Origin of the sequence: Dactylosporangium sp. NPDC050688, assembly GCF_040654515.1 — a bacterium.
In the GTDB taxonomy this organism is placed as follows: domain Bacteria; phylum Actinomycetota; class Actinomycetes; order Mycobacteriales; family Micromonosporaceae; genus Dactylosporangium.
The window spans coordinates 20,678-44,414 of record NZ_JBFAIC010000045.1 but is presented as its reverse complement, the minus strand read 5'-3'; the positions used below and the strand labels follow the sequence as shown (position 1 = coordinate 44,414).

The window sequence follows — 23,737 nt, the reverse complement described above, 5'->3', positions numbered from 1 at the left end:
GCGGCTGTGCGAGGCGGACCGGACAGCAGGCGGGACCGGACAGCAGGCGGGATCGGACAGCAGGCGGGGGCTGTTCGCCGGTGGCGGATCCGCTGACGGCGAATCGGGCTGGGCCCCGGCGCCCCGCAGGGCCTACGGTGCGCGGATGGACCTGGTCGAGGTGCTGCCCCGCCGCCTGTACCTGCTCGCGTCGCCGGTCGGGCACGCGTACCTCTGGTGCGGCCCCGACGGGCTGACGCTGGTCGACACCGGCATGCCCGGGTCGGCGCCCCGGATCGCGGAGGCCGTCGAGGCACTCGGGTTCCGGCGGCAGGACGTGCGGCAGGTGCTGCTGACCCACGGGCACGTCGACCATGTCGGGTCCGCCGCCGAGGTCGCCGGCTGGGGCGACGTCGTCGTTGCCGCGCACCGCGACGAGGCCAGGGTCGTCAGGGGCGAGGCGGAGCATCCACCGCTGGTCCTCGCCGGTTGGGAGCGCCACCTGTACGACCAGATCCACGCCACCATGCCGACCGACCCGCCGGCTCCCGTACGCGTCGACCGCGAACTGCAGGACGGCGACGTCATCGACCTCGGCGGGGGTGTCGAGGCGGTCGCCGTGGCGGTGCCGGGGCACACGCCGGGCAGTCTCGCGTTCCACCTGCCGGAGGAGCGGGTGCTGTTCACCGGCGACACGATCGCCCGTGCCCCCGACGGCACGGTGATGCTCGGCGTGTTCAACACCGACCCGCCCCGAGCGGCCGCCTCGATGCGCCGCCAGACCGCCCTGCGACCGGACATCGCCTGCTTCGGCCACGGCGACCCGCTCACCGAAGACACCGCGACCCGCCTGGCCGAGGCCGCAGCCCGCTTGAGCGAAACCGTGGACCAGCTGACCGAGCCGCCACAGCCCGCCTGACCCGAGCGGATCCGGCGGGAGCGTCAGACGGTGGCGGCCCAGTCGACCATGCGGGCGGCCAGCGGCGTGCCGTGGCGGGCCCACTTGAAATGGTCGATCGGTGCGCCGGCCTCCGCGGCCGAGTAGTGCTGGCGGGCGACCCGGGCCGAGGACAGCTTCGCCGTCAGGTGGTCGACGGTCGGGGCGGGCGTGTACTGGTCGGTCTCCATGTCCACGGCGAGCACCGGCAGCCGCACGCCCGGCAGGGCCGCCTCCACGTCGACGCCGGCGAGGGAGGGGTAGCGGCCGGTGCGGGCGGTGTGCGCCCAGCCGCGGATCACGGCGCGGGACTGGCGGCCGCCGAAGCCCCAGCCCGGCCAGACGCCGAGCACGGCCGAGGTGGCGGCGAGCGTCTGGGTGAACGCCAGGGTGCCGGGGGCCATGCGGCCCGGGTAGCAGCGCCAGTACGGCAGGCCGACCGCGAGCAGGGCGAGCCCGTCGACGCCGGGGTCCAGGCCGGCGGCGTGCCGGGTGGCGAGGTGCAGGGCGCAGACCTGGCCGCCGAGGGAGTGCCCGACGAGCAGGGTGCGCCGGCCGGCGCGGCGGGGCTTGAGGTGGTCCAGGACGGCCTCGACGTCGGTGGTGAGCTCGGCGAGGCCGTATCGGGAGGCGCGCGACGGGCGCGGGGTGCTGTCGCCGGTGCCGCGCAGGTCGGCGACGACGACCTCCATACCACCGGCGACGAGCGCGGCGGCGAAATGCCGGTAGTAGCGGGCCGGGACGCCCATCGCGGGCCAGAGCACGGCGAGGGTCGCGGCGTCGCCGGCCGGATGCGTGTGCAGCGCGAGCCGATCGGTGCCCCGGTCCAAGAACTCCATGGATTCGTAGGGTAGAGGTAGGAGGTTACTGGTGAGTAAGAAGTGTGACCCAGGCTACTGTGCGGGACGTGAAGCCAATCGATCTGTCCCAAATGCGCCTACCTGGTGCGCCGACGGTCAGCCCCGACGGCACGATCGCCGTGGTGGCGGTGACCAGGCTCGAGTTCGCCGCTGACTCGTACACCTCCCAACTCTGGCTGTTGCGGACCGACGGGAGTGCCGCGCCGGTCCAGCTGACCCACGGTTGGCACGACAGCGCCCCGCGCATCTCGCCGGACGGGCGGTGGCTGGCGTTCCTGCGGGCGACGAAGGCGGCGGGCAGCCGGGCCGGCGGCGCCAAGGCTGAGCACGACGGCGCGCCGCAGCTGTGCGTGCTGCCCCTCGCCGGGGGCGAGCCGCGCCGCCTGACCGACCTGCCGCTGGGCGCCGGGACGCCGGCCTGGGCACCGGACAGCTCCCGGTTGGCGTTCTCCGCGCGGATACCGCAGGAAGGCCGCTACGGCACCGGCAAGACCGAGGACGGCGAGACGATCGGCCCTGACGGCGAGCCGCCGCGGCGGATCACCCGGTACTTCTACCGCGTGGACGGCCTCGGGTTCCTGCTTGACCGGCCGGCGCACCTGTACGTGACCGACCTCGACGGCACGCTGACCCGGGTCACCGACGGCGAGCGCAGCCACGGCGACCCGGAGTGGAGCCCCGACGGGCAGACCCTGGCGTTCGTCTCCGAACGGCACGACACGTGGGGCGACGACTTCGGCTCCGACGTGTGCGTCATGCCGGCCGGCGGCGGCGAGATCCGGGCGCTGACGGACACCACGTACAGCGTCGGGCTGTGCCGGTGGGCGCCGGACGGCCGGTCGGTGCTGTTCACCGCCAACCTTGCCGGCGAGGGCCGCGTCGACCCGATCATGCGCAACGAGTCGCTGTGGTCGGTGCCGCTGGAGGGCGGGGCGGCCCGGCAGCTGCTGGACGCGGAGGCGTACACCCTCGCCTCACCCGGCGGCGACATCGCCGGCACGCAGCGCGGGGTGCTGTTCACCAATGAGCACCGTGGCGCCGTGCAGCTGCTCAGGGTGCCGTACGACGGCGGTACCCCCGACGTCCTGATCGACGGGGAACGGCAGGTGGCCGGCTTCGCCGCCGCGGGCGACACGGTCGTGGCCACCATCGCCGGACCGGAGGACTGGGGCGAGGTCTACGCCGGTGGGGTCTCCGCCGGCGACCTCAGGCTCACCGACTTCTCCGCAGGCGTGGCCGCGCTGCCGCAGGTGGAGGTGACCGGCACCGCGCCGGACGGCTACCCGGTGCACGGCTGGGTGGTCAAGCCCGCCGGCGACGGGCCGCACCCGGTGCTGCTGATGATCCACGGCGGGCCGTTCGCGCAGTACGGCTGGCGGCTCTTCGACGAGGCGCAGGTGTACGCGGGTGCCGGCTACGCGGTCGTCTACGGCAACCCCCGCGGCTCGTCCGGCTACGGCGAGGCGCACGGCCGGGCGGTGCGCGGCAACGTCGGCGAGGTCTCCGCCGTCGACCTGCTCGCCCTGCTCGACGCCGCCCTCACCGACGGCGACCTGGACGCCGACCGAGTCGGGGTGCTCGGCGGCTCGCACGGCGGGTTCATGACGACCTGGCTCGCCGCGATGCACGGCGACCGGTTCAAGGCGGCGATCTCGGAGCGGGCGGTCAACGCGATCGACAGCTTCCAGGGCAGCTCCGACATCGGCTGGCTGTTCGCGGACTCGCTCTACGGCGCCGACGGCGGGTCGTTCGAGGAGCAGAGCCCGCTCACGTACGCCGACAAGATCGACATCCCGATGCTCATCATCCACTCGGAGCAGGACTGGCGCTGCCCGGTGGAGCAGGCCCAGCGGCTGTTCGTGGCGCTCAAGCGCCGGGGGACCCCGGTGGAGCTGCTGCTCTTCCCGGGCGAGGGGCACGAGCTGTCCCGCTCGGGCCGCCCGTCGCACCGGGTCGCCAGGTTCGACGCGATCCTGGAGTGGTTCGGCCGGCACGTGTGAGGGGGTGGGGGAGGGCCCGGCCCTCCCCCTGCCCGCCTACTTGATGAGGAGCTCGGCGACCTGGACGGCGTTGAGGGCGGCGCCCTTGCGCAGGTTGTCGTTGGAGACGAACAGCGCCAGGCCGTGCTCGACGGTCTCGTCGGCGCGGATCCGGCCGACGAAGCTCGGGTCGGCGCCCGCGGCCTGCAGCGGCGTCGGCACGTCGGTCAGCACCACGCCGGGCGCGCCGGACAGCAGCTCGATCGCCCGCGCGACCGGGAGCGGCCGCTCGAAGCGGGCGTTGAGCTGCAGGGAGTGGCCGGTGAAGACGGGGACCCGCACGCAGGTGCCGGAGACCTTCAGGCCGGGGATCTCGAGGATCTTGCGGCTCTCGTTGCGCAGCTTCTGCTCTTCGTCGGTCTCGAACGACCCGTCGTCGACGATCGAGCCGGCGAGGGGCAGCACGTTGAACGCGATCGGCCGGGCGAACTGCTTCGGCGCCGGGAACTCGACGGCCGAGCCGTCGAACGCGAGCGCGGCGGCGCCGTCAGCGACCTTGCGGACCTGCTCGTCGAGCTCGGCGACGCCGTTGAGCCCGGCGCCGGACACCGCCTGGTAGGTGGCGGCGACGAGGGCGACCAGGCCGGCCTCCTCGTGCAGCGGGCGCAGCACCGGCATCGCGGCCATGGTGGTGCAGTTGGGGTTGGCGATGATGCCCTTCGGGCGGTTGGCGATCGCGTGCGGGTTGACCTCCGCGACGACGAGCGGCACGTCGGGGTCCATCCGCCAGGCGGAGGAGTTGTCGACGACGACGGCACCGGCGGCGGCCACCTTCGGCGCCAGCTCCTTCGACGTGCCCTTGCCCGCGGAGAACAGCACGATGTCCAGGCCGGAGTAGTCGGCGGTCGCCGCGTCCTCCACCGTGATCTGCCGGTCCTGCCAGTCGATGGGCCGGCCCGCGGAGCGGGCCGACGCGAACAGGCGCAACTGGTCTACCGGGAACTGACGCTCGGCCAGGATGTGGCGCATGACGCTGCCCACCTGACCCGTGGCTCCGACGATGCCGATCCTCATGGGCCCCGAGATTACCGGGTCGGTGCGGGCGGCTCGATGCGATTTGCCGCACTCCCGACCCACACATCCGCCTTTTACCAGGCAAAACGGTGGCTTCTTACGGCCGGCTCCGGCCGCCGGCGGACGGCTTGCGGCCGCTCCCGGCGAAATACGCCGGAAATTTTCCGGCGGTCAGTCGGTGTCCGGCAGGCCGATCGCGAACGCCTCTTCCAGGTCGTGCTGCGAGTAGGCGCGGAACGCGATGTGCGTGTCCGTGTCGATCACACCGGGCACCTTCGAGATGCCGCCGGCGATGATTTCGGCGATCTCCTCGTACTGCCGGACGCGGACCATCGCGATCAGGTCGACGTTGCCGGCGACGGAGTAGACCTCGCTGACGCCGGGGAGGTTGGCGATGCTCTCGGCAACCTCGGGGATCGAGTCGGTCGCGCAGTCGATGAGGACGATCGCGGTGATCACCTGCGGTGCTCCTTCCAGCATGTGGACATCATCATGCTAATCGGCGGCGACGGTCAGCTCCCGCCCGACCCGGACGGCGTCGCGCAGCGTCTCGCCCGCGCCGACCTCCCCGCCCGGCCACACCACCGTGCGGGTCACCCGGCCGGCGACGACGGCTCCGGCGCCGATCACCGACTGCTCCACCTGGCCGGTCACCGTGGCACGCTCGTCGATGAGATTCCGCTGGTGTACGGCGTGCAGGTTGGCCCGCAGGTAGTCGCGGGGCGTGCCGGTGTCCAGGTAGGTGCCCCGGTACTCGACGATCTCCAGGCGGTCCTCGCGCTCGGCCGGCCGCCACGTGGTGCGCACCAGGTCGGACGGGACCGGCTCCAGGCGCGCCACCAGGTCCCACGGCAGCAGCGAGAACCCGGCGAAGCGGTGGCTGCCGAACTCCTTCGGCGGGCCGGGGACGGCGAGCATGCGCACGGTCGTGCCGTCCCAGCCATCGATCAGCTCGGCGATATCGGATTTTTCGGTGTTTTCGGTTGTGTGCGGTGCGAGGTACGCGTCGGCGTTGCCGACCAGCACGCCCCGGCCGCCGATCCAGTCCTTGAGCAGGGCGAGGCCGCCGGCCGTGCCGAACGGATCCCCCGGCTCGACGGAGAGGTGGGCCCGGTCGCCGACGTGCGCGACGACCTGCTCCGCGAGGTAGCAGGCGTTGACGGCCAGGTCGGCGGGGCCGCTGATGCCGAGCGCCTCGACCCTCGCCGCGGCCCGGTCCAGCAGGGCGACGTTGCCCACCGGGCAGAGGGCCTTCGGCAGGTGCTCGGTCAGCGGACGCAGCCGCCGCCCCTCGCCGGCGGCCAGGATCACCGCGCAGATCCCGGTCATTTCGTGAGTACCTCGGGATAGTCCTTGTACGGGCCGATCCCGTAGTGCGCGAGCAGCTGCGACGTCGACACGGTCAGCGGCGGCAGCGTGTCCAGGCGGTGCCAGGCGGCCTCGAGGACCTCGGCGGCGTCGACGGTGAGCTCGGTGGCCGGCTCGGCCTCGGTCTCGAACACCATGTCGATCCACTGGCCGCGGGTGTGCACGACGGCGTTCGGGCTGGCCGGGCGGAACCGCTCCAGCGGCAGCTTGATCCCGGTCTCCTCGGCGAGCTCGCGGGCCGCCGTCTGCACCGGCCGCTCACCGCGGTCCATCAGCCCCGCCGGCAGCGACCAGCCTGCCCCGGGCGGCTGCCGCAGCAGGAGGATCTGGCTGCCTTCGGGGTCGCGCACCAGGATGACCGCGCCGACCGTGTACGTGGGCTGGAACGTCCGCACGATCCGGCGCTTCCAGCGGGAGGGGAGACGGTAGAACGTTCGGTACGCCATCATGCGCAGTTGTTGTTTTACCGCCATCGGCAAAGGCTAACGGCCTACCTGGGGGAGTGGTCGACCAGGGCGATCAACTCCTCGACCACCTCGTCCGCGGTGCGGTTGTGGTCGGCGACGGCGACCAGCAGCGTCTCCAGGTCCGGGTAGCCGAGCCGGGTCGACAGCCGCACCAGCGGCAGGTCGCTGGCCAGGCCGCGGCCCTGCCGGCGCAGCGCCAGCCCGATCGCGAGCCGGCCCAGGCGGACCTTGTTGGCGACCGTGATCGCGGGCGTCTCGTGCGCCTCGAACCACCGGCTGATGTGCAGCCGCGCGTGCGGCGTCTTCACGAACTCCAGCCACTCCGGCGACGGCCCGCGGGCGGGTGCGTCGGCGTCGAAGTCGAACTCGTCGCGCTGCCCGGTCCGCGTGATGATCTCGACCGCGTCACCGTCGGCGAGCGGCGACGACACCGCGATCAGCCGCCCGTTGACCTTCGCGCCGATGCACCGGTTGCCGATGTCGGCGCCGAGGATGTACGCGAGGTCCACCGGGGTCGCGTCCTGCGGCAGCAGTACCGGCCGGCCGCCGCCCTCGGCGAGCACCAGGATCTGGTCCTCGGCGAGGTCGCAGCGCAGTGAGGCGATGAACTGCGACGGGTCCGAGGCGGCCGCCTCCCAGTCGAGCAGGCGGCGCAGCCAGTTCAGCTGCTCGGCCTTCGACGCGGGGCCGAACTTCGCCGCCGTGTGCGGGTACCTGAAGTTCGCGACGATGCCGTACTCGGCGGCCTGGTGCATCTCCTCGGTGCGGATCAGCACCTCCAGCGAGCGGCCCTCCGGCCCGAGCACCGTGGTGTGCAGCGACTTGTAGTTGTTGTTCTTCGGCGTGGCGATGAAGTCCTTGAACCGCCCCGGTACCGGCCGCCACTTGCCGTGCACCGCGCCCAGCGCCGCGTAACAGTCCGTCTCGGGCCCGTCGACGATGATGACGACCCGCGGCATGTCGTGCGGGTCCTCGTAGTTGCCGTCGACGGTGTCCTTCCAGATCGAGTACAGGTGCCGCGGCCGCGGTGACACCTTCGCGTCGATGCTGAACTTCTTCAGGTCCGTGGTGACCGCGGCGATGACCCGATCGAGGTAGCCGTTCCAGCCCTTGCGTTTGCGCACGTACTCGTCGATGAGCGCGTACCCGCCGGGGCTGATCGCCCGCAGAACCCAGTCCTCGAGCTCCCGCTTCAACGCCTGGATGCCGAGCCGCTCGCACAGCGGGATCAGCACCTCCCGCGTCGCCGTCGCGATCCGCACCTGCGACTTGATCGACCGTGCGTCCAGCGTCCGCATGTTGTGCAGCCGGTCCGCGAGCTTGATCACCAGCACCCGTACGTCCCGCCCGGCGGCGACGATCATCTTGCGGATCGTCTCGGCCTCGGCGTCGGCGCCGTAGAACATCTTGTCGAACTTCGTCACGCCGTCGACCAGCAGCGCCACCTCGCCGCCGAAGTCCCGCTCCAGCGCGCCGAGCGTGTAGTCGGTGTCCTCGACCGTGTCGTGCAGCAGCGACGCCACCAGCGTCGTGGTGTCCATCCCCAGGTCGGCGAGGATCTCCGTCACTTCCAGCGGGTGCGAGATGAACGGCTCACCGCTCTTGCGCATCTGCCCGCGGTGCATCTGCTCGGCCGTCGCGTACGCCCGCCGCAGCAGCGCCACGTCCCCCGTCGGATGGATCGTCCGGTGCGAGCGCAGCACGTTGGCCAGGGGGTCCTCGGTCGTCTGCCACGGCAGCATCGCCCGCAGCCGGGCCCCGATGACCGCCGAGTACGTCGACGTCGGGTCCCCGGGCACCGCCCCGCCCGCCAGCGCCGAGTACGTCGGCGGCGGCGGCACCGCCGGGGAGTCCTCGCTCGGCGGCGCGGTCAACCGCGCCCGCGGCGCCGCGAACCGGTCGTCGATGGGGGTCGCGGGCCGCTTCGGGCCACGCTCCTTGCCCCGGTCCCGATGCTTCTTCCCGGCCCGCTCTGCGGCGTGCCGGTCTGTGGCGGGCTGGTCTGTGGCGGGCTGGTCTTTCGCGGACCTGTCTGCCGCGGGCTGGTCTGTCGCGTGCCGGTCGGTCGCCGGGCGTTGCGTCACGGCGCGGTCGGTGGCGGGCCTGTCCGTGATGGGCCGGTCGGTGGCGGGCTGGTCTGTGGCCGGGGCTTGCCCGGCGGGGCGGTCGGCCGGGGGTCGTTCTGTGGCGGGCCGGTCGGTGCCGAGCCTGTCCGTGGGGTGCCGCTCAACTGGGTGCCGGTCGGTTGGGTGCCGGTCGGTGCTGGACCGCTCGTTCCGGGGCCGCTCCCCGCTGGGCCGCGCCGCCGGCGGCCGGGGACCCGCGGGCCGCTCGTTGGCGGGCCAGTCTCTGCGCGTCTCACCCTGATCTTGTGGAGCCCGCTGACTCTGCGGCGCCCGCTGTTCCTGGACCGCCCACTGCCCGGGTGCTCCCTGCTCGTCCCGCTGCCCCCGCCGCTCCTGCGCCCCGAGCCCACCACCAGCGGCGTCACTCACCGCGGTTGCCTCGGTCGCGGTGGCTCCGGTCGCGGTGGCTCCGGTCGCGGTGGCTCCGGTCGCGGTGGCTCCGGTCGCGGTGGCTCCGGTCGCGGTGGCTCTGGCCGCGATGGCCTCGGTCGCGGCGATGGAGGTCTCGGCTGCGGCGGTCCCGGCTGCGGCGGTCCCGGCTACGGCGCCGCCGGCTGCGACGGTCACTGCCACGACCGCCTCTGCCGCGGCGGTGCCGGTCGCGACGGCTTCGGCTCCAGCGGTCCTGTCCGCAGCCGCGGTCTCCGCTTCCACCTCAGCTGAGCCCTGCCGCGATCCCGGCACTTCGGCGTCGGTGCTGTGGTCCCGGATCTCGGCACCCGGGTCGGCCCGCTGCCGTACACCCGCCTGCTCGTGCCGGCCGGACTCCCGCGAATCCCGGCGCTGCTCGCCGCTTCCCTGTGGACCCGCGTCGCGCGCCTCACCGCCCTGCGTGCGGCTGTCCTGTGGGTGGCTGTCCTGCGAGCGGCTGTCCTGTGCGCCGGCGTCGTGAGCGCCGGTGTCCTGTGCGTTCCGGCCGCCGGAAGCGGCCCCATGACCGCTGGTTTCCTGACACCTCGGATCGGGGCCGTCTGCTTCCTGCCCGCTCAGATCCCGGCCGTTGATCTCCTGATCGCCGGCCCTGCCGCCCTCGGCTCCGCGATCTGCGGCCCTGCCGCCCTCGGCTCCGGGGTCGGTCCTGTTCCCCTCGGCTCCGTGGTCGCTGGAACCGTGGCCCTCGGGTCGGCGACCGCTGGAGCCGTGGCCGTTGGACCCGTGATCGGCAGGGCGGTGGCCGTTGGACTCGGGGCGGCTCGGGTTGGGCTGATCGGCGGAGGTCCTGTCGACGTGCTGCCGCTCCGCCCGCTGCCGCTCCTGCTGCACCCTGTCCCTGCTGTTGCGGTCCGGGTGGTGCGGCTCGAGGCGGCGCCGGCGGGCCGGGGACTCGGGGACGTTGATCGCCGCGGTCGGCAGTCCCCGCGGGCCGAGCAGCACCTCGCCCACCGCGTCGAGCAACTGGTGGGCGTCCGTGACGCCGGGCACGGGGGGCAGCGGCGACGCCGTGCCGGTCGCGAATCCCGTCGGCAGCGCGTGCACGAAACCCGCCGGCTCGTTGGGCTTGCCCCCGGGCGTCAGTGGGTCCAACATGAACTCGCTGTGCGCGGATGCGGACCCGGAGTCGACGCCGGCGACCGTGGAGGGGCCAGCATCAAGGGGCGCGCCGGACTGATGCAGACCGGGCTCCATGCGGCACCTCCTCACCGACGGGCCGGGCGGGCCTGGGTTTGGGTAGGTTCCAGCCTAGTTTCCCCCGTGGCATCCGATCGGTCATTTGAGTATGTGCGATCGTCCGATGTGCTTAGCCCTCCAAGTCGATCCGCACCGATGCGGCGGCCTCCGCGCGGGCGAGAAACGGGCGCCACCGGCCGGCTCCGGTGGCCGGTGATGACCACCCCATATCGGCCTTGACCAGCCGTGTTTCGGGTCGCTCGAGCCAGGCGAGGATCCGCTCGGTCTCCTCGGGCGTCGCGCGGGGCGTCGGCCCGTGTCCCGGTTGGACGGTCTCAGCTGTGGCGAGAACCACATCGAGCGTCGGCTGTGGATGCACCCTTGGGGGTGACACGCCGGCGGCGGCGAGCCGGCCGTGGCGCACCACCGCGAGCTCCCAGCCGCCCTTCGCCGCGGGCCGGGCGGCGATCAGCTCGGGCAGCCTGGTCAGCGACGCGAGCCGCTGCATGCGGATCGCGGTGCGCAGGAACGCGATCAACCGGGTGCGGATCGTGGCGGCGTCCTCGTAGCGCTCGGCGGCGGACAGCGTCTCGATGCGGGCCATGAGCCCCCGCACGACCGCGCCGGGGTCGCCGGTCGTGGCGGTGCGGAAGGGCTCGGCGGCGGCCGTCTCGTAGTCGCCGGGGGAGATGCGGTGCTCGCACGGCGCGGGGCACCGGCCGAGCTCGGCGAGCGCGCAGGCGGGGGTCTTGGTGCGCAGCGACAGTTTGTGGGTGCACTGGCGGATCGGCAGCGCGTCGTAGATGCCGGCGGCGGCCAGCTCGGCGCCGCGCCGGGAGCCGAACGGCCCCAGATAGGCCGCGCCGTCGGCCTGCACCTCGCGCACGACCGACAGCCGTGGATACGCCTCGGCGGTGAGCTTGAGCCACATGACCCGCTCCGGGAACTTCGAGCGGCGGTTGTACGGCGGCTTGTGCGCGGCGATCAGCCGCAGCTCCCGCACCTCGGCCTCCAGGGAGTGCGCGCAGAGGATCGCCTCGACCCGCTCCGCGGCATTGATCATCTCGTCGATGCGGGCGCGCTTCTCTGCGGCGGTGAAGTAGCTGCGCACCCGGGTCGCGATCGACGAGCTGGTGCCGATGTAGAGCGGGCGGTCCTTGTGCCCGCGGAACACATAGACCCCCGGGGCGTCGGGCAGCCCCTCGGCCAGGTGCCGCTTGCGCCGCTGGGACGGGCTGACCGCCTTGACGAACTCGATCGTGTCGCCGACGGTGTGCACCTTGTGGCTGCCCAGCCGGGCGATCAGGCCGTGCAGGACGTCGACGGTGGCGCGGGCGTCGTCGAGGGCGCGGTGGATCGGCTGGGTGCTCGCGTGGAAGTGCCGGGCGAGCGTGGCGAGCTTGTTGTTGGGCACCTCGTCGGCGACCAGGGCCCGCCGGGCGATCGCCGCGGTGTCCAGCACGATCGGCTTCGGCCACACGTAACCGTGCTTGGCGCACGCCGCCTTCAGGAACCCGGTGTCATACGGCGCGTTGTGCGCCACGAGCACGGCGCCGGCCGCGAACTCCAGGAACGCCGGCAGCACCGCGTCGATCGTCGGGGCTTCGACCAGCATCGCCTCGGTGATGCCGGTCAGCACGGTGATGAACGCCGGCAGCCGCTCACCCGGGTTGACCAGCGTGCCGAACTCGCCCAGGATCTCGCCGCCGCGGACCTTGACCGCGCCGATCTCGGTGATGCCGCCGCCGTCCGGCGCGCCGCCGGTCGTCTCCAGGTCGACGACCACGAACGTCGTGGCGAACAGCGTCGCCGCGCGCGGGTCGTCGAACAGGGCATCGAGCGTTTCCTGGTGGTAGTCGGCCACGCGCGCACACTACGACCAGGGTGTGACAAAAAATCGGTCAGTGCGGCGGGAACCGCAGCTCGAACCGGACGTCCGGCGAGCCGAGCGTCGCGCTGGTGCGCCTTACGGTCGCCCCGTGCGCCCGCAGGATGTCGGCCACGGCCCGCGGGACCAGCTCATCGGCCTCCCGGGTGCCGCTCAGGTCGGCCTCCCACTCGGGGGCGATCGACCCGCCGGCGTGGCTGAGCTCCACTATGGGCACCGGCGCCGCCAGCACCCGCACCGAGACCCGCCCGCCTGCGGGTGCCACCTTGAGGGCCGAGAAGATCACGTAGTCCAGCGCTCTGGAGAGTTTGCCGGGATCCGCCTGTACCGATGCTGCGTCCGCGACGCCAAGAGTGATGGCGATGTTCCGGGCATCCGCAATCGGCCGCAGCTCCCGGATGCGGGCCTCGGTCAGATAGGTCAAATCGACCGACCGTGCCTCCGGCTGCCCGTCCAGGACGGTCGACACGACCAGGCGGCGCAGTTCGAGCAGCTCGGTGACCTGCTTCGCGAGCGCCCGCAGCGCCCGCATCTGGTCGAGGTTGAGCCGGTGCGGCGCGTGGTCGACCACGCACAGGGTGCCCAGGGCCGCGCCCTCGCTGGTGAGCAGGGGTGCGCCGGCGTAGAACCGGATGCCGTCCTCGGCGGCGACGAAAGGGTTGTCGGCGAACCTCGCGTCGGCGGTGGCGTCCGGCACGACCATCAGGTCCCGGCCCATGATCGCGTGGGCGCAGAACGCGACCTCCCGGGGCGTCTCCGCGGGCCCGGCCAGCCCGACCTTGGCCTTGAACCACTGCCGCTGGGTGTCGACCAGCGTGACGAGGGAGATCGGCGCGCCGCAGACCTCGGACGCGATCCGGACGATGTCGTCGAAATCGGTCTCCGGCGGGGTGTCCAGCACGGCGAGGTCGTGCAGTGCCGAGACGCGTTCCGTCTCGTTCTCGGGTACCGGCGGCTGCATGTCGGTGCCTCCTCGCTGGCGCACCCAATCGGGTGAAATAAGGATAAGTCAGCTTTTAGCCTTCCGGGGGAAGCCCGGCGGTCTGGAGACCATCCGGGGCGAATCTGGTCGACAATGCGACACTGGAGTGATGCCTGCGCACGACGCTCCCGACGACCTCGACGACGAGGCCGCGGTGACGTCTGCGCCGGAGCAGGTGGACCTGCCGGACTCCGACGACGGGATCGAGCCGGTCCTGCCCGAGGCCATCCGCCAGCGCGTCATCTCCCTCGCCGCCGGTGCCATGACCGGCCTGCCCCTCGACGAGCTGCCGATGCCGCTGCGGCGGGTCGCGAAGTTCGCGCCCAACCGGCGCGCCCGCCTCGGCGGCCCGGTCATCGCGATGCAGCTGTCCGGCGACCCGCTGCTGCGCCAGCGCCTCGCCACCAGGGTCGTCAACGACGCCGGTGACCTGGGCGCCTCCATCCTGGAAGGGGTCGCGCCGCCGGCCGCCGACCCCGTCGAGGTGGCCGCACTGGCCTATCTCGCCCGCCCCGACGGCTGGCGCGACCTCGTCGAGCGGGCCACCGACGCGGTGCGCGCCGAGGCGGAGGACGCCGCCGCGTCCGAGCGCATCCGCGACGTCGAGCAGCGGCTGGCCCGCGCCGAGCATGACCGCGCCGTCGCCCGTGTCGAGGCCGACAAGCTGCGCGACGAGCTGGCCAGGCTCCGCGACGAGACCGCCGGGCTGCGCGAGGAGGTCCGCTCGCTGGGCAAGGCGCTGCGGGAGAGCCAGTCCAAGGAGCGCAAGGCGACCGAGATGCTCGCCAGCGAGAAGGGCCGGGCCGCCCGGGCCACCGCCGACCACGACGCCGAGCTGCGCCGCATGCGGGCCAGGCTCGCCGAGGCCGAGACCGCCGCCGGGGCGCAGCGGCAGAGCGCCAAGGACGCCCGCGCCGTCGACGACGCCCGGCTGTGGCTGCTGCTGGAGACGATCGGGCAGGCCGCCGTGGGGCTGCGCCGTGAGCTGGCCCTCGACCCCACCGACCGGCTGCCGGCGGACTTCGTCGCCGAGCACGACGCCGACCGCCCGGACAGCGCCACCGGCGCCGGCGCGGCCCGCGCCCTCGACGCCGACGACCCGGCCCGGCTCGACCAGCTGCTGAGCCTGCCGAAGGCGCACATGATCGTCGATGGGTACAACGTCACCAAGAAGGGCTACGGCGAGCTCTCCCTCGAGCAGCAGCGCAACCGCCTCATCACCGGCGCCGGTGGCCTGGTCGCGCAGACCAGGGCCGAGGTGACCGTCGTGTTCGACGGCGCCGAGCGGGTCGTCGGGCTGCCGCCGGCGCCGCGCGGCGTGCGGGTGCTCTTCTCCAAGAAGGGCGAGACCGCCGACGAGCTGATCCGGCGCCTGGTCAGGGCGGAGCCGGCGGGACGGCCGGTGGTGGTGATCTCCTCCGACAAGGAGGTCATCGACGGTGTACGCCGCCACGGCGCGTACCCACTGGGCAACGACACCCTGCTGCGCCGCTTATCACGCTCCTGACCTGCGCAAACGTATTTTTGTCGTACCCCCCGCTTACCGTGGAGCTACGGACGGTCAACGGAGGAGGAGCAATGCTCGTCGACTGCGAGACCTGCTCAGTGCGTGACACCGCCTGCGGCGGCTGTGTGGTGACCCTGCTGCTGGACACCCCACCCGCCCTGCACCAGCTCGGCGCGGCCGAGGTCCGCGCGATCGAGGTGTTCGAGCGCGCCGGGTTCGAGGTCACCGTGCTGGACCCCACGCACGTCGAGGCGCCGGCACCACGCCGGCCGGGGCGGCACCGCGCCGCATAAGCTTGCGGAGTTTCCGACCAGGAGGTGCGGCGTGACCCCTCGCGCATGGGCGGCGATCACCCTCGCGGTGCTGCTCGTCGCGGTGGTGGTGGTCGCGGCACTGCGGGTGCCCTGGTCAGCGCCGCCGGCGCCGCGCGCCGACCAGCTCGCCGCGCTCGACACGCTGCCCGCCGACGCGGTCGCCAAGGGCCGGGCGTTCCACGCGGCGCTGCGCCCCGGCATCTATCTGTCCCTGGCCCTGGGCCTCATCGTCGCGCTCCTGCTCGGCCTGACACCGGCCGGCGCCTGGATCGTCGAGCAGGTGTCCCGGCCGTTCGGCGGCCACTGGCTGGCCCGCGCGCTGCTCGGCGGCCTCGCCGTCGTCTTCATCGGCGAGGTCGTGGCGCTGCCCCTCGCCGCGTGGCGGCAGTCCATCCTGCGGCGTTACGGGCTCTCGACGCAGGATTGGTCCGGGTGGACCGTCGACATGCTCAAGGGATATGCCGTCGGCGCGGTGATCGGCGCGATCGTGCTCGTCGGCTTCTTCACCGTCACCCACTTCGCGCCCCGCTGGTGGTGGACGTGGGGCGCGGCCGGGGCGGCCCTGCTCACGGTGCTGCTGTCGTTCGTCTTCCCGGTCCTGGTCGAGCCGGTGTTCAACAAGTTCACCCCGATGCCCGAGGGCGAGCAGCGAACCCGGCTCATGGCACTCGCGGAGCGTGACGGCGTCCCCGTCCGCGACGTGCTCGTGGCCGACGCGTCCCGGCGGACCCGCGCCGTCAACGCGTATGTCTCAGGGCTCGGCCCGACCCGCCGCATCGTCGTCTACGACACCCTGCTGGAGAAGGCGCCCCAGGAGGAGGTCGAGTCGGTCGTCGCGCACGAGCTCGGCCACGCCAAGGACGGCGACGTGTTCACCGGCACCCTGCTCGGCGCGTTCGGGGCGGCCGCCGCCGTCTGCGCCCTCTACCTGCTCGGCTCGTGGGGCGCCCTGCTGCGCCGCGCCGGCGTCGACGCGATCGGCGAGCCTCGCGCGGTTGCCCTGCTGGTCGCCGTCGCCACCGTGGCCGGGCTGCTGGCGGGCCCGGCGCAGGCGTTCGTGTCGCGGCGCGTCGAGGGCCGCGCCGACCGGCACGCGCTGCAGCTCACCGACGACCCCGCCGGCTTCGAGGCCATGCAGGGGCGGCTCTCCCTGGTCAACCTCGGCGACCCCGACCCCAACCGGGTGGAGCATTTCCTGTTCGGGTCGCACCCGACCGCCGTGCAGCGGATGGCGCAGGCGCGGGCCTGGGCGCGGGGCGAGCGATGACCACCCTGCTCGTCACCAACGACTTCCCGCCCCGCCCCGGCGGCATCCAGCAGTTCGTGCACAACCTCGCCGTGCGCCAGCCCGCCGGGTCGGTCGTCGTCTACGCCTCGACGTTCCGCGACGCGGAGAAGTTCGACGCGGAGCAGCCGTTCGAGGTGGTCCGCGAGGCGACCGGCATGCTCCTGCCCACCCCCGGCGTGGCCCGGCGCGCCGCCGAGCTGGCCCGCGCGCACGGCTGCGACAGCGTCTGGTTCGGCGCCGCCGCCCCGCTCGGCCTGCTCGCCGACGGCCTGCGCCGCCGCGCCGGCGTCCGGCGGGTCGTCGCCCTCACCCACGGCCACGAGGTCGGCTGGGCCGCGCTGCCCGGCGCCCGCACCCTGCTGCGCCGCATCGGCCGCGGCGCCGACGTCGTCACCTACCTCGGTGAATACACGCGCACCCGGCTCGCCCGCGTCCTGGACGGCCACACGTCCCTGCAGCGGCTCGCCCCCGGCGTCGACGTCGACGCCTATTCACCGCAGGTCGACCGCCACCTCGTCCGCGCCCGCCACCACCTCACCGACCGCCCCGTAGTCGTCTGCGTGTCCCGCCTCGTGCCGCGCAAGGGCCAGGACGTGCTGATCCGCGCGCTGCCCCTGATCCAGCGCGCCGTCCCCGACGCCGCCCTGCTCATGGTCAGCGGCGGCCCGTACCGTGCCACCCTCGAGCGCCTCGCCCGCGAGACCGGCGTCGAGCGCGACGTCGTCTTCACCGGCTCGGTCTCCTGGGCCGAGCTGCCCGCCCACTACGCCGCCGGCGACGTCTTCGCCATGCCGTGCCGCACCCGCCGCCGCGGCCTCGACGTGGAGGGCCTCGGCATCGTGTACCTCGAAGCCTCCGCCACCGGCCTGCCCGTCGTCGCCGGCGACTCGGGCGGCGCCCCCGACGCCGTCCGCGAGGGCGAGACCGGTTTCGTCGTCCCCGGCCGCGACGTGCCCGCCGTCGCCGACCGCATCACCACCCTGCTGCTCGACCGCGCGCTCGCCGCCAGGATGGGCGCCGCGGGCCGCGCCTGGGTCGAGTCGGACTGGCGCTGGGAAACCCAGGCCGACCGCCTCCGCACCCTGCTCGCCACGACTCCGGACCACACGGCCTGACCTGCGACCCCCTGCCCTGCGGACCCCCTGCCCTGCGGACCCCCTGCCCTGCGACCCCTGCCCGTGCGACCCCTGCCCTGCGACCCCTGCCCTGCGACCCCTGCCCTGCGACCCCTGCCCTGCGACCCCTGCCCGTGACTCTCTGCCCTGCGTCCCCCTGCCTCGCGACCACCGGACGGGCGCCGGCCTGGACCGCGCTGAGCGAAGCCCGGGCCGGGGTGAGCCGTGCCGAGCTGTCGCGCTGGCTGGGGCGCAGGTCGGGCGATCTGCGCGCTGGTCGAGGCGTGGACGAGCTGAGCGGTCGGTGCTGCTGCCCGAGGTGCGGGCTGGGTGGTCTGCGTGTTGGGTGGCCTGGGTTGAGCGGGCCGCGGGTTGAGCGGTTGCGGGGTTGACTCGGGGTTGAGCGGCCGGTGCTGGCTGGGGCGCGGCTGAGTGATCTGCGTGCTGGGTGGGCTGAGCTGAGCGAGGCGCGGGTGGAGCACTTGCGGGTTGAGCGATTGGTGCTGCCCGAGGCGCGTGGCGGGGGGTCCGTGCTGAACGGGCTGCGATTGCCGAGGCGTGGGCTGGCCGACCTGCGCACCGGTTGAGGCGCGGACGGCCGGGGCCGTGGGTCACGAGGGGGTGGGCCACAGGGTTGAGCTGTGTGTTGATTGCATCGTGGGCGAGGTGAGGCACACGTTGAGCTGGGGGTTTGGCTCAGCCACGGTGGGGCTCGGCTGCGGGCGGGCTGCGGCGTGGACTGAAGTTCGTCCTGGTCCGGGCATCGCGGGGCGGCCGCTGGCTCCCACGGCGCCCGCGCGTCGAGGTGTGCGCTGGTTGCGGGGATGGGCGGACTGGAGAGGCTGTCGGCTGCGTTCGTGAATCCGCCCGGCGAGTTACCGTCTCCCGGCCTCGGCAACGGCCTTGGCAACGGCCTCGGCCTCGGCGGCGGGGCGTTGTGCTGTCACCTCGGCTCGCGTGGGGTGCCGATCGCTGGGTGGGCCTGTGTCGGGTGTCCGCTCCGCACCGCACCGGTCGCGAATGGTGATGCGTCGTCCCGTCCCCGACCGCGCCGCCCTCCCAGACTGCGCCGCCCATCCCCGGCCGCGTCGCCCGTGTCCAACAGCGCCGCCCGGTACCGGCACCGCTGTGGTGAAAAGCGAACCAACGCCCCGAATCAGGCGAGGGTAGAAAGCCCAAAAAACGCCGCGCATTCCCCGCCCTCACCGCGACCACCATCAATGCGGTGCGGAGGCCTTCGGGCGGGTTGCCGGATGGAGAAACGACAGGCTGGCCGTTCTGGGGGTTGGGGGCAGATCGGCCAGCGCCTATCGAAAAGGGGAAGTGGGTCAGAACTTCGGGGCGTCGGGGGCTTCGAGCAGGCCGAGGCGCAACGCGGTCATGAGGGCCTGGGCGCGGTTGGCGGCGCCGAGCTTCTCGTACAGCTTCGAGATGTGCGTCTTCGCGGTGGACTCGGAGACGAACAATTGCTTGGCGATGCCGGCGACGCTCATGCCGTCGGCGAGCAGGCGCAGCACCTGGCCCTCGCGGGGGGACAGCTGCGGGCCGCTGGGGGCGAGCCGGCGCTTCATCGCCTCGGCCAGGTCGGCGGCGGTGAACGCGCTGGGGGCGGAGGCCGCGTGACGGGCCGCCGCGACCACCTCGTCGGCGGGGGCGGTCTTCGGCACGAAGGCGGACGCGCCGGCCTCGAGGGCGCCGAAGAGCTGGTCGTCTCCCGCGTACATGGTCAGCACCACGATGCCCATAGTGTTGCTGGTCTTGCGCAGGGCCCTGGTCGCCTCCAGGCCGCTGCCGTCGGGGAGGCGCAGGTCCATGATGACCACGTCAGGCTGCAGCGCGCCGGCCTGGCGGATCGCCTCGGCGGCCGTCGCGGCCTCGCCCACCACCTCGAACTGGCGGTCACGCTCGAAGGCGTGCCGCAGTCCTCTGCGGATGAGATCGTGGTCGTCGACGAGCAGAACTTTGGTGCGTGTCGTCGGCGTCGCGGTAGTCGACATTCCCGGTGCTCTCTCCCTCTGGTGCCTTCACGCTACCGCGCACGCGGTGCGGTTCCGAGCACAACCGCCACTGTGGTGCCATTCGGCACGCGCGGTGTGATCTCCAATCGGCCTCGGATACGTTCCGCTCTCTCAGCCATGATCGCAAGACCATAGCGTCCGTCAGGGCGGTTCTCACCTATGCCGCTTCCATCGTCGGAGATTTCTACCTGTGCGAACGGTGGATCGACCGCGCACGTTACCCAAAGATTCTCCGCGCCGGCGTGTTTCCGCGCGTTGGTGATGGCTTCCTGGGCAATGCGCAGCAGTTCCGCCTCGACCGCGGCGGGCAGCCGGGCGGTGGTCTCGTCGAGCGAGAGGTGCACGCGCAGACCGGCGGACGCGCCGACGGTGCGGGCGTAGTCGGCGATCGCGGCGGTGAGCCCGCCGTACCGGTCGACCTCGCTGCGCAGCTCGAACAGCGACAGCCGCAACTCGGTGATGACGCGGGTGACCTCGGCGCGCAGGATGCGCAGCTCCTCCTTGGCGGCGGTGGCGTCCGGCAGCGCGGCGACCGCGTTGTCGATGCCGTAGCCGACCATGACGAGCTCCTGGGCGACGCCGTCGTGGATCTCGCGGGCGAGGCGCTGCCGCTCCTCGGTGGTGGCCAGGGACCGGACCTCGTCGAAGAGCAGCGCGGCCTCCAGGCGCAGCGCGGCGGCGCCGGTCAGGCCGGTGACCCGGGCGAGGACCGGCGGCGGGTACGCCCCGGCGCTGTCACTCTCCAGGATGATGAGCCCGACGGTGCGCACCCCGGCGACGAGCGGCACAACCATCGAGGAGATGTCGCGGCTCGGCGGCACCGACCGGGCCTGCGAGCGGCTGGACACGACCGGCTGCTGGGTGGCCCACGCATCGGCGACGGAGCTCTCGGTGTCCAGGGCGGTCTCCCAGTCGAGCCGCTCCACGCCGGCCTGGGCGAGCACGACGAGGCGGCCGCCGCCGCTGCCGGACAGCACGGCGCCGCGGGAGGACGGGACCATGGCCCGGACCTCGTCGAGCAGGTGTTCGGCGAGGCCGCCGGGGTCCAGGGTCGCCCCGGGCAGCTGCCGGGCGACGCTGCGCAGCTGGGTCAGCAGGCGGGTCGCCTCCACGTACGGCTGGGGCGTCTCGTCGGTGCGCCGCGCCAGCAGGACCCGCTGCAGCAGGCCCGCCTGGAAGGCGGCGGTGCCCGCCAGCACCAGCCACTGCAGGCAGGCACCGAGGTACCCACGGTCGTCCAGGTTGCCCTCGACGGCGCCGCCGGCGGCCAGCACCACCGCGGCCAGCGCCAGGTAGCCGGCCGCGAAGCGCGGCCAGCCGGCGAGCATCGCGCCGATGACGGGGACCGGCAGGAACACCAGGAAATCGGCGGAGTCCGTCGTCGAGGCGGCGAGCGCGACGATCAGCACCTCGGCGGCGCGGCCGAGCTGCGCGACCCGGTGGCCGGGCGGCGAGACGGTGACGACCAGCGCGGCGGCGAGCAGCAGGGCGAACCAGAGCAGTTCCGCCGTGCGTGCGCCGTGGATGAGCAGCAGTGCCGCGACGAGCGCGAGCATCAGGACACGAACCGCGATCACGGCGCCTCGCGGGCGGTCGCCCAGCACCGTCAGCTCGGTCAACGAATGGTCCTCCCTCACCGTATGTGACAGCGTCAGCGCTCGTAGATGGCGGCGATGTCGCCGGCGTACTCCTTCAGGACCACGTTCCGCTTCACCTTCAACGACGGAGTGAGCGTCCCGGTCGCTTCGGTGAAGTCCTGCGGCAGGATCCTGAAGATCTTGATCGCCTCGGCCTTCGACACGGCGGCGTTGGCCTCGTCGATCGCCCGCTGGATCTCCGCGCGCAGCTCGGCGTCGTCGACGAGCGAGGCCGCGTCGGCGGGTTTGCCGTGCGCCGAGGCCCACGCCGGCAGGGCGTCGGGGTCGATGGTCACCAGCGCGGCGATGAACGGCTGCCGGTCCCCGACCACCATGCACTGGCTGACCAGCGGGTGCGCGCGGACCCGGTCCTCGAGCACGGCCGGCGCCACGTTCTTGCCGCCGGCGGTGACGATGAGCTCCTTCTTGCGGCCGGTGATGCGCAGGTACCCGTCGTCGTCCAGCTCGCCGATGTCCCCGGTGTGGAACCAGCCGTCGGCGTCGATCGCCTCGTCGGTCGCGGCCGGGTTGTTCCAGTACCCCTTGAACACGATGTCGCCCTGGACGAGGATCTCGCCGTCGTCGTCGATGCGGATCGTGACGCCGGGCAGCGGGCGGCCGACGGTGCCGATGCGGGCGCCGGTGTCGCGGTTGGCGTTGGTCGCGGGGGAGGTCTCGGTCAGCCCGTACCCCTCGAAGATGGTGATCCCGATGCCGCGGTAGAAGTGCGCGAGCCGCTCGCCGAGGGGCGCGCCGCCGGAGATCGCCCGGCTGCACTGCCCGCCGAGCGCGGCGCGCAGCTTGCTGTAGACGAGGCGGTCGAAGAGCGCGTGCTGCACCTTCAGCAGCGGGCCGGGCCGCTCGGTGGCGCTGAAGTCGATCGCGACCCGCTCCGCCCGGTCGAAGATCGCGCCCTTGCCGTCGGCGTGCGCGCGCTGCTTCGCGGTGTTGTACACCTTCTCGAACACCCGCGGCACCGACAGCACGAACGTCGGCTTGAAGCTCTGCAGGATCGCCGCCAGGTTCTTGGTGTCCGCGGTGTGCCCCATCGTGGCCCGGGCCTGCACCACGCCGATCTGGATCAGCCGGGCGAAGGAGTGCGCCAGTGGCAGGAACAGCAGCGTGCGGGCCCCCGGGTGGAACAGCGACTGCAGCTCGGGGACCGCGTTGACGATGTCGGACAGCATGTTGCGGTGCGTGATCATGCAGCCCTTGGGCCGGCCGGTCGTGCCGCTGGTGTAGATGATCGTGGCGAGGTCGTCGGCCTTGACCTCGGCCCGCCGCCGGTCGACGTCCTCGCGGGGCACCGCGGCGCCGTCGGCGCCGAGCACGTCGACCGCGCCGGGCGCGCCGTCGATCTGCCACACGTGCGCGATGGCCGGCAGCCCGTCGCGGATGGTCGCCACGGTGTCGCGGTGCGCTTCGGTCTCGACGAAGCAGGCGACCGCGGCGGAGTCCTCGAGGATCCAGGCGACCTGCTCGGCGCTGGAGGTCTCGTAGATCGGCACGGTGACCGCGCCGACGGACCAGATGGCATAGTCGATGAGGGTCCACTCGTAGCGCGTCTTGCTCATCAGCGCGACCCGCTCGCCCGGCTCGATGCCGGCCGCGAGCAGCCCCCGGGCCAGCGTGACGACCTGGTCGTGGAACTGCGCGCAGGTGACGTCCTGCCAGCCGGCGCCGCTCTGGCGCTGGAACTGCACCGCGTCGGGCGCGGCGACCGCATTGTCCCAAACGGGGTCGGTCAGCGTGGCATGATCGCCGACGGTGACCGCTGGGGGCACGGTGAACTCGCGCACGTACGACTCCTTCTTCCAACCCGTATTCGGGAACCTACCCTGCCGACGGATCGCCAGGCGCACCGCAGAGGTAGCCTGCCACGCATGGCCGACACTTCGACGCAGTCGATCGTCATTGACGCGCCCCCGGAGCGCATCGCCGAGGTCATTGCCGACTTCGCCCGGTATCCCGAGTGGGTGGCGGCCGTCAAGTCGGTCGAGGTGATCGAGGAGTACGAGGACGGCTACGCGAGTCAGGTCAGCTTCGTGCTGGACTCGGGCCCGGTCTCCGACGAATACACCCTGCAGTACGAGTACGCCGAGGACCTGAGCCGCATCGAGTGGAGCCTGGTCGCGCCGTCGAAGATGCAGAAGCAGCAGGACGGCTCCTACGACATTACCGCCAACGCGGACGGGACCTCCACGGTGACCTATTCGCTGTCCGTGGAGCTGGCGATCGGCATGCTCGGCATGTTCAAGCGGAAGGCCGAGAAGATGATCATGGACACCGCGCTCAAGGAGCTCAAGCGGCGCGTCGAGGGCGCGGCGTGACCCGCGACCCGCGCGAGGAGGCCGAGCGCCTCGTGGCCACCGCCCTCGCGGCGCTCTCGGTGGCCGCGAACAGCACCGCCGGCTTCGCGACCGGCTCGGCCGAGTGCTGCGTGTGCCCGGTCTGCAAGGCCATCGCCGCCGCCCGCGACCCCGACCCCGAGTTCGCCGAGCGCCTGGCCACCGGCGTCGGCGACCTGGCCGTCGGCCTCGCCGGCGTCCTGCGCGCCTTCGGCACCGCCGGCAGCCACGACCGGCCCGGC

The 23,737-nt window shown here is 72.9% G+C and carries 17 protein-coding genes and 2 pseudogenes; 8 read left to right on the top strand and 11 right to left on the bottom strand.

Annotation, left to right across the window (positions count from 1 at the left end; translation table 11 throughout):
* Positions 1–145: 145 nt before the first annotated feature.
* Positions 146–898 carry an MBL fold metallo-hydrolase gene (locus tag AB0H83_RS33530; protein WP_360102083.1) on the top strand — a complete coding sequence of 251 codons (753 nt, stop codon included), beginning with the start codon at positions 146–148 and terminating at the stop codon, positions 896–898.
* A gap of 23 nt (positions 899–921) precedes the next feature.
* Here the strand turns inward: AB0H83_RS33530 and AB0H83_RS33525 are convergent, their stop codons facing one another.
* Positions 922–1,755, bottom strand: coding sequence for an alpha/beta fold hydrolase (locus AB0H83_RS33525; protein ID WP_360102081.1), 834 nt, complete (start codon positions 1,753–1,755; stop codon positions 922–924).
* Between the two features lie 68 nt (positions 1,756–1,823).
* Between AB0H83_RS33525 and AB0H83_RS33520 the strand changes: the two genes are divergently transcribed.
* The gene (locus tag AB0H83_RS33520) at positions 1,824–3,776 is read left to right on the top strand and encodes a S9 family peptidase (protein ID WP_360102079.1); all 1,953 of its coding nucleotides are present in this window, start codon (positions 1,824–1,826) and stop codon (positions 3,774–3,776) included.
* Between the two features lie 36 nt (positions 3,777–3,812).
* On the opposite strand, the gene AB0H83_RS33515 is transcribed toward AB0H83_RS33520, so the two are convergent.
* The 7 genes and pseudogenes from AB0H83_RS33515 to AB0H83_RS33485 form a co-directional block, all read right to left on the bottom strand.
* Positions 3,813–4,829 (bottom strand): aspartate-semialdehyde dehydrogenase, encoded by a 1,017-nt coding sequence (locus tag AB0H83_RS33515; RefSeq protein ID WP_360102077.1) that lies wholly within the window; start codon positions 4,827–4,829, stop codon positions 3,813–3,815.
* A gap of 171 nt (positions 4,830–5,000) precedes the next feature.
* Positions 5,001–5,288 (bottom strand): Lrp/AsnC ligand binding domain-containing protein, encoded by a 288-nt coding sequence (locus AB0H83_RS33510; protein WP_360102180.1) that lies wholly within the window; start codon positions 5,286–5,288, stop codon positions 5,001–5,003.
* Positions 5,289–5,324: 36 nt separating this feature from the next.
* Positions 5,325–6,158 (bottom strand): sugar phosphate nucleotidyltransferase, encoded by an 834-nt coding sequence (locus tag AB0H83_RS33505; RefSeq protein ID WP_360102075.1) that lies wholly within the window; start codon positions 6,156–6,158, stop codon positions 5,325–5,327.
* Positions 6,155–6,670: an NUDIX hydrolase gene (locus tag AB0H83_RS33500; protein WP_360102073.1), complete on the bottom strand. Its 516-nt coding sequence runs from the start codon at positions 6,668–6,670 to the stop codon at positions 6,155–6,157. The genes AB0H83_RS33505 and AB0H83_RS33500 overlap by 4 nt, the downstream gene beginning before the upstream one ends.
* A 17-nt stretch (positions 6,671–6,687) precedes the next feature.
* A pseudogene (locus AB0H83_RS33495) lies at positions 6,688–8,418 on the bottom strand (HD domain-containing protein); the annotation flags it as partial.
* A gap of 2,110 nt (positions 8,419–10,528) precedes the next feature.
* A complete protein-coding gene (locus AB0H83_RS33490; protein ID WP_360102071.1) occupies positions 10,529–12,262 on the bottom strand; it encodes a DEDD exonuclease domain-containing protein in 1,734 nt (577 codons plus the stop codon).
* Between the two features lie 37 nt (positions 12,263–12,299).
* Positions 12,300–13,247: a GAF domain-containing protein gene (locus AB0H83_RS33485; RefSeq protein ID WP_360102069.1), complete on the bottom strand. Its 948-nt coding sequence runs from the start codon at positions 13,245–13,247 to the stop codon at positions 12,300–12,302.
* A 130-nt stretch (positions 13,248–13,377) separates the two neighbouring features.
* On the opposite strand from AB0H83_RS33485, the gene AB0H83_RS33480 reads away from it, so the two are divergent.
* From AB0H83_RS33480 to AB0H83_RS33465, 4 genes are all read left to right on the top strand, one after another.
* On the top strand, positions 13,378–14,775 hold the full coding sequence (locus AB0H83_RS33480; RefSeq protein WP_360102067.1) for an NYN domain-containing protein: 1,398 nt from the start codon (positions 13,378–13,380) through the stop codon (positions 14,773–14,775).
* A gap of 71 nt (positions 14,776–14,846) precedes the next feature.
* Entirely contained in the window at positions 14,847–15,068 is a 222-nt protein-coding gene (locus tag AB0H83_RS33475; protein ID WP_360102065.1) for a hypothetical protein, read from the top strand.
* Between the two features lie 31 nt (positions 15,069–15,099).
* A complete protein-coding gene (locus tag AB0H83_RS33470; RefSeq protein ID WP_360102063.1) occupies positions 15,100–16,356 on the top strand; it encodes a M48 family metallopeptidase in 1,257 nt (418 codons plus the stop codon).
* Positions 16,353–17,492: a glycosyltransferase family 4 protein gene (locus AB0H83_RS33465; RefSeq protein ID WP_360102061.1), complete on the top strand. Its 1,140-nt coding sequence runs from the start codon at positions 16,353–16,355 to the stop codon at positions 17,490–17,492. Before AB0H83_RS33470 ends, AB0H83_RS33465 begins: the two co-directional genes overlap by 4 nt.
* A 1,328-nt stretch (positions 17,493–18,820) precedes the next feature.
* On the opposite strand, the gene AB0H83_RS33460 is transcribed toward AB0H83_RS33465, so the two are convergent.
* The 3 genes from AB0H83_RS33460 to AB0H83_RS33450 all read right to left on the bottom strand — a co-directional run bounded on the left by AB0H83_RS33460 (position 18,821) and on the right by AB0H83_RS33450 (position 22,946).
* Positions 18,821–19,489 carry a response regulator transcription factor gene (locus AB0H83_RS33460; protein ID WP_033362529.1) on the bottom strand — a complete coding sequence of 223 codons (669 nt, stop codon included), beginning with the start codon at positions 19,487–19,489 and terminating at the stop codon, positions 18,821–18,823.
* A 32-nt stretch (positions 19,490–19,521) separates the two neighbouring features.
* Positions 19,522–21,066 carry a GAF domain-containing sensor histidine kinase gene (locus tag AB0H83_RS33455; RefSeq protein ID WP_360102178.1) on the bottom strand — a complete coding sequence of 515 codons (1,545 nt, stop codon included), beginning with the start codon at positions 21,064–21,066 and terminating at the stop codon, positions 19,522–19,524.
* Positions 21,067–21,161: 95 nt separating this feature from the next.
* Complete coding sequence (locus AB0H83_RS33450) at positions 21,162–22,946, bottom strand: long-chain fatty acid--CoA ligase (protein ID WP_360102059.1); 1,785 nt, start codon at positions 22,944–22,946, stop codon at positions 21,162–21,164.
* An 84-nt stretch (positions 22,947–23,030) separates the two neighbouring features.
* Here AB0H83_RS33450 and AB0H83_RS33445 point away from each other — a divergent pair, with 84 nt between their 5' ends.
* Both AB0H83_RS33445 and AB0H83_RS33440 read left to right on the top strand, forming a co-directional pair.
* Positions 23,031–23,477, top strand: coding sequence for an SRPBCC family protein (locus tag AB0H83_RS33445; protein WP_360102057.1), 447 nt, complete (start codon positions 23,031–23,033; stop codon positions 23,475–23,477).
* Positions 23,474–23,716, top strand: a pseudogene (locus tag AB0H83_RS33440) (hypothetical protein); the annotation flags it as partial. The gene AB0H83_RS33445 and the pseudogene AB0H83_RS33440, both read left to right, overlap by 4 nt.
* Positions 23,717–23,737: the final 21 nt, after the last annotated feature.